Origin of the sequence: Methylobacterium indicum (assembly GCF_001043895.1) — a bacterium.
GTDB classification, from domain to species: Bacteria; Pseudomonadota; Alphaproteobacteria; order Rhizobiales; family Beijerinckiaceae; genus Methylobacterium; species Methylobacterium indicum.
Genome location: NZ_JTHF01000437.1, coordinates 1 through 4,385, shown reverse-complemented (window position 1 = coordinate 4,385; position 4,385 = coordinate 1). Strand labels below are relative to the sequence as shown.

The window sequence follows — 4,385 nt, the reverse complement described above, 5'->3', positions numbered from 1 at the left end:
GGGCAGGCCAACGCAAGTCCGCGGAGGTTCTTGTTGTGTTGCAGATTTTTGCCGCCGAACCGGTGCCCAGTTCGGCGAAATCTGCTTAGAGGCGGAGCCTCACCACAGCAGCGGGTGGCGGTACACCTCCACCATGTCGCCTGCCTCGACCCGCGTGACGTCCTCCGGCAGTTCGGCCAGTCCGTCGCTGCCGGTCAGCGACGACAGCAGTCCGGCGCCGTCGCGGGGAAACTTCACCGCCTCCACGGTCCCGTCGGGGCCGCGGTGCAGCGAGACGCGAACGTATTCCCGGCGCCCGGCCTTCTTGGCGTACCGGAACGCGGCGCGGGCGGGCTCGCTCGGCGGGGCTTCCGGAACGGCGCCGCCGAGGCGGGCGAGGAGCGGCCGGACGACGAAGAGCAGCGTGACGTAGACTGCCACCGGGTTGCCCGGCAGGCCGACGAAGGCGGTCTCGCCGATGAGGCCCATCGCGATCGGGCGGCCGGGCTTGATCGCGAGACGCCAGAACACCAGCCGCCCCACCGCCTCCACGGCCGCCTTGACGTGATCCTCCTCGCCGGTCGAGACGCCGCCCGAGGTCACGATCAGGTCGTGGCCGGCGGCCGCCGCCTTCAGGCGGTCGGGCAGGGTGGCGGGGTCGTCGCGCAGGATGCCGAGATCGGCGACCTCGACGCCGAGGCGCCGCAGCAGCGCCACCAGGAGGATCCGGTTCGAATCGTGGATCGCGCCCGGCCGCAGCTTGGCCCCGGGCTCCGCCAGTTCGTCGCCGGTGGAGAAGACCGCGACCCGCAGCCGACGGCGCACCGAGAGGGCGGCGTGGCCCGTGGCGGCGGCGAGCGCGAGGTCGGGCGGGGTCAGACGGCGGCCGGCCGGGATCACGACGCTGCCGCGGGCGACATCCTCGCCGGCGAGGCGCCGGTTGGCGCCGGCCTTGAGGCCGGAGGGCAGGGCGACCGCCTCGCCCTCGCGCCGCACGTCCTCCTGCATGAACACCGTGTCGGCACCCGGCGGCATCGGCGCGCCGGTGAAGATCCGCATCGCCGCTCCCGCCGGGAGGCCCGCATCCGGCGCGGCCCCGGCGGGAAGGCGTCCGCGCACCGGGAGCGCCGTCTCTGCGCCGGGGGTCAGGTCGGTGAAGCGCACGGCGTAGCCGTCGACCGCGGAATTGTCGAAGGGCGGCAGGTCGAGCCCCGCGACGACGTCCGCGGCCGCGATCCGCCCGTCGGCGTCCGTGAGGGCGATCGTCTCGGTCCCGGCCAGAACCGGCACCCGCTCGGCGATCAACGCCGCGGCGGCCTCGACGGAGAGGAGCGGGCCGCCGAAGGCGAAGCAGTCGTCGGTCAGCTGCGCCATGAACTCCGTACTCCCGCTTCTCCGCCCTCCCGGGATTCCAGCCGCGCCAGCACCGCCGCGAGGGGCTCGGCCCGCATCATGACGATATCGGCGACCGCCTCCACCGCGTCGAGGGGCACGATCGGCGGGGTTGCGTCCGGAAAGGGATGGTCGCTCGCCACCGCGACGATGCGGGGATCGTCGGGGTGGAGCGGCGGCCGTCCGTTGGCGTGCCGGTAGACCTCGAGCTTGGGATGCGCCTCGCGCTTGAAGCCCTCGATCACGGCGAGGTCGCAGGGGCCGAGCCGGCGCAGCAGGTCGGGCAGGCGCGCCTCCTCCTCGACCTCTCGGATCTGAACGGTGCGGCGGCTCGACGAGACGATCACCTCGCAGGCCCCGGCTTCGCGGTGGCGGTGGGAATCCTTGCCGGGCTGGTCGACGTCGAAGGCGTGGTGGGCGTGCTTGACCGTCGCGATCCGCAGGCCCCGGGCCCGCAGGACCGGGATCAGCCGGACCAGCAACGTGGTCTTGCCGGCGCCGCTCCAGCCGGCGAGCCCGATGATTCGCATCGTCACGCCTCCGGCCGGGTGAAGCCGAGACCGGCGAGGTCGGCGGCCAGCACCGGATCGCCGAGGAGGGCAAGGAAGGCCGCGAGGGCCGGTTCGTCCCGCCGCTCCTCCCGGTAGGCGAAGTCGTAATGCTCCTCGGTCAGCGGCAGGAAGCCGAGGCCGTAGGCCTCCGCCACCGGCGCGATGGCGACCCCCCAATCGGCCCGGCCCTGCGCGACCGCGGCCGCGACCGCGTTGTGCGAGCGCGGCTGGTTCCAGTAGCCGGCGGGCCGGGCGCCGTTCAGCAGGCCCTCGACCAAGGCCCGGGTGCCGGCCCCGGTGTTGCGGTTGACCATCACGGCCTCGTCGTCGGCGAGGAGCCGCGTCACCGCCTCCTCGGCCGGCGCGTCGGAGAAGCGCGGATCGCCGGCGCGGAAGACCACGCCCTGCAGGCGGCGCCAGCCCGGCGCCAGGGCGAGGCCGGCCGTGAGATAGGGGGCGTTGTAGCGACCGGTCTCGGGATCGAGGAGATGCATGGCGGCGAGGTCGCACTCGCCCCGGCGCAGGGCGCCGAGCCCGCCGGCCGAGCCGACCCAGAGGGTGCGGGCGGTGACATTGCGGGCCAGGAGATGTCCGACCAGCCGGTCGAGGCCGAGGCAATGGCTGCCGACGATCATCAGGTCCGGCGGCCGGGCCGCCCGCCCGATCCGGGAGACCGACACGGCCTCGCCGGCCTCGAGCCCGGGCCGGTTCGCCGGCACGGCGAAGAACCCGTCGGCCTGCGAGAAGGCCGTCACGGCCCCCGAGCCCTTGGCCAGCGGAAGCGCGACGAGACCGCCGGTCCCGCGGGAGAGCGCCGCCATCACGTATTCGGTGCGCCCGAGCTCGGAGGGGAGGCGCTGCGGCAGGTGCGCCGCCACGATCTCCTCCTCCCGGGCGGGCAGGCCGGCGAGCGCCCGGATCAACGGCACCACGAATTCGTGGAAGGTGAACATCGCCGAGGTCGGGAAGCCCGGCAGCACCACCACCGGCACGGTGCCGGCGAGGGCCAGGCAGAGCGGCTTGCCGGGCTTCAGCGCCACGCCGTGTACCAGGATGCCGGGTTCGCCCAATCGCGACAGGATGCGGTGCGAGACGTCGCCCGCGCCCTTCGAGGTGCCGCCGGACAGGATCACGAGGTCGGCCGCGGCCAGGGCCCGAGCCAGGGCGTCTTCCAGCGCCGCCTCGTCGTCCGGCACGATGCCGCCCGGCACTGCGACGCCGCCATTCTCGGTCACGCTCGCCGCCACGATGGCACCGTTCGAATCGTAGAGCCGGCCTTGCGCCAGGGGCGAGCCCGGCGCCACCAGCTCGTCGCCGGTGGAGAGCACCGCGACGCGGGGCCGGCGCATGACGGGCAATGTGGCGAGGCCGCAGGCGGCCAGCATCCCGATCTCGCGGGCCGTGACCAGGGTGCCGCGGCGCAAGACCGTCTCGCCCCGCGCCATGTCGGCGCCGGCATAGCCGACGAAGCGGCCGGGCCCCGCCGCTTGAGCCAGCGCGATCGCCGGCGCGGGGCCGTCCTCGAATTCCGTCGCCTCGACCATCACCACGGCGTCGGCACCGCGGGGCAGCACGCCGCCGGTGGCGATCGGCGTGGCGGTGCCCGGGCCGACGGTCAGGGTCGGGGCGACGCCGCAGGCCAGGATCTCGCGGTTGAGGACGAGGCGGCGGGGCGCGGCCTCGCTCGCCCCCTCGGTGTCGGCGGCGCGCACCGCGAAGCCGTCGACGAGGGCGCGGTCGAAGGGCGGCACGTCGATCGGCGAGGCGATGTCGTCGGCGAGGACCCGGCCGAGGGCCTCGGCGAGCGGCACGGTCTCGGGCGGCAGGGCCGTGTGCGGCACGGCCTCGCGCCAGCGCGCCATCGCCTCGTCGCGGCTCACCACCGCCAGGAACTGCTCCTGGCGCGAGGCCGCAGCGAGGCGGATGGAGAAATCGTCGGCGGGAGAAACGGTCACAGCGGCAGAACCTCGACGGGGGTCCCTGCGGGATACCCTTCATGGGCCGGCGGCACCAGCAGGGCGGCCTCGGCCCGCGCCAGGCGATGGAGCGGGATCTCGGCCCCGCCAATTGGCTCGGCGCCGGCCGCGACGCGGCGCAGGAACACCACGTCGGTGAGGCCGATGACGGACGAGACCTTGCGGGTCAGGGGCAGGATGGCGGCGGGTTCGGGCGCGGCGCCGGCCAGGGCCGCGAGCAGCGGCCGGCCGAGGGCGAGCCAGGCCGCGAGCGCCGCATCCGGCCGGCCCGGCAGCAGCAGCACCGGCCGCCCGGCCGCCTCGCCGAAGCCGGTGCTCTCGCCGGGCCGCAGGGCGATGCCGTGGGCATCGAGCCGCCCGGCCTGCACCAGCGCCGCGGCGCTGCCGTCGCCGAGCCAACTGGCGGGGCCGAGATCCCGCTCCATCGCCTGGCGCGGGCCGAGGCCGCCCTGCTGGTGCCGCCGGCCGATGAAGGGTATCCCGCAGG

General features: G+C 75.1%; 3 protein-coding genes and 1 pseudogene. All 4 read right to left on the bottom strand.

What is annotated here, in order from left to right:
* Positions 1-99: 99 nt before the first annotated feature.
* A complete protein-coding gene (locus QR78_RS31260; RefSeq protein ID WP_048431535.1) occupies positions 100-1,353 on the bottom strand; it encodes a molybdopterin molybdotransferase MoeA in 1,254 nt (417 codons plus the stop codon).
* Positions 1,341-1,901 carry a molybdopterin-guanine dinucleotide biosynthesis protein B gene (gene mobB / locus QR78_RS31255; RefSeq protein ID WP_048431534.1) on the bottom strand — a complete coding sequence of 187 codons (561 nt, stop codon included), beginning with the start codon at positions 1,899-1,901 and terminating at the stop codon, positions 1,341-1,343. Before mobB ends, QR78_RS31260 begins: the two co-directional genes overlap by 13 nt.
* A 2-nt stretch (positions 1,902-1,903) precedes the next feature.
* On the bottom strand, positions 1,904-3,877 hold the full coding sequence (locus tag QR78_RS31250; RefSeq protein WP_048431533.1) for a molybdopterin biosynthesis protein: 1,974 nt from the start codon (positions 3,875-3,877) through the stop codon (positions 1,904-1,906).
* Positions 3,874-4,385: pseudogene (locus QR78_RS31245) on the bottom strand (hypothetical protein); the annotation flags it as partial. The gene QR78_RS31250 and the pseudogene QR78_RS31245, both read right to left, overlap by 4 nt.

What these genes read in the sequence shown, in the direction of transcription:
- QR78_RS31260 (WP_048431535.1), bottom strand. Translation starts at nt 1,353, where the DNA reads ATGGCGCAGCTGACCGACGACTGCTTCGCCTTCGGCGGCCCGCTCCTC.
- mobB (WP_048431534.1), bottom strand. Translation starts at nt 1,901, where the DNA reads ATGCGAATCATCGGGCTCGCCGGCTGGAGCGGCGCCGGCAAGACCACG.